This is a genomic window from Bradyrhizobium sp. NBAIM08 (assembly GCF_020193935.1).
Classification (GTDB): domain Bacteria; phylum Pseudomonadota; class Alphaproteobacteria; order Rhizobiales; family Xanthobacteraceae; genus Bradyrhizobium; species Bradyrhizobium yuanmingense.
This window is the reverse complement of the sequence record NZ_JADYVR010000286.1, coordinates 1-455: the sequence shown is the minus strand read 5'-3', so window position 1 is coordinate 455 and position 455 is coordinate 1. Positions and strand designations below refer to the sequence as shown.

Genomic DNA, 455 nt, shown 5'->3' with positions numbered 1-455 from the left:
GCGCAGGCGCGAGCGCCGGTGCGGTTCGCGTCGGCGGTGCAGCGGCTGCTGGCCGAGGGCTATGACACCCTGCTCACCGTCGAACCCGGGACGGCGCTGCGCAGCCTGACCATGTCGGTGGTGCGCGCCCACCCCGCCCGCACCGACGTCTCGGTGCTGTCGACGCTCGACCCGGGCGCCGGGGGTGACGCCGCGTTGTTGCGCACCGTCGGCCGGCTCTGGGAGCGCGGTGTGGCGATCGCCCGGCCGGCGGAGCAGCCGCCCCGGAGACGGCAGCCGGTGCCGACCTATCCGTTCCAACGAACACGCCACTGGCTGCCTGATCCTGACGCAGGAAGGCCGCTCGCCGATAGGCGCCAGGTGTCGGCGTTGTTGCACGAGATGGTCTGGTGCCAGTGCCCGCTTCCCGCCGGCGAGGTGCTCGCCTCGGTCGGCCTCGTCGGCTCGCACCCGAC

1 pseudogene is annotated in these 455 nt (G+C 74.1%); it reads left to right on the top strand.

The window, feature by feature from the left end:
- Window positions 1–18: 18 nt before the first annotated feature.
- A pseudogene (locus I6F37_RS39525) lies at window positions 19–455 on the top strand (hypothetical protein); the annotation flags it as partial.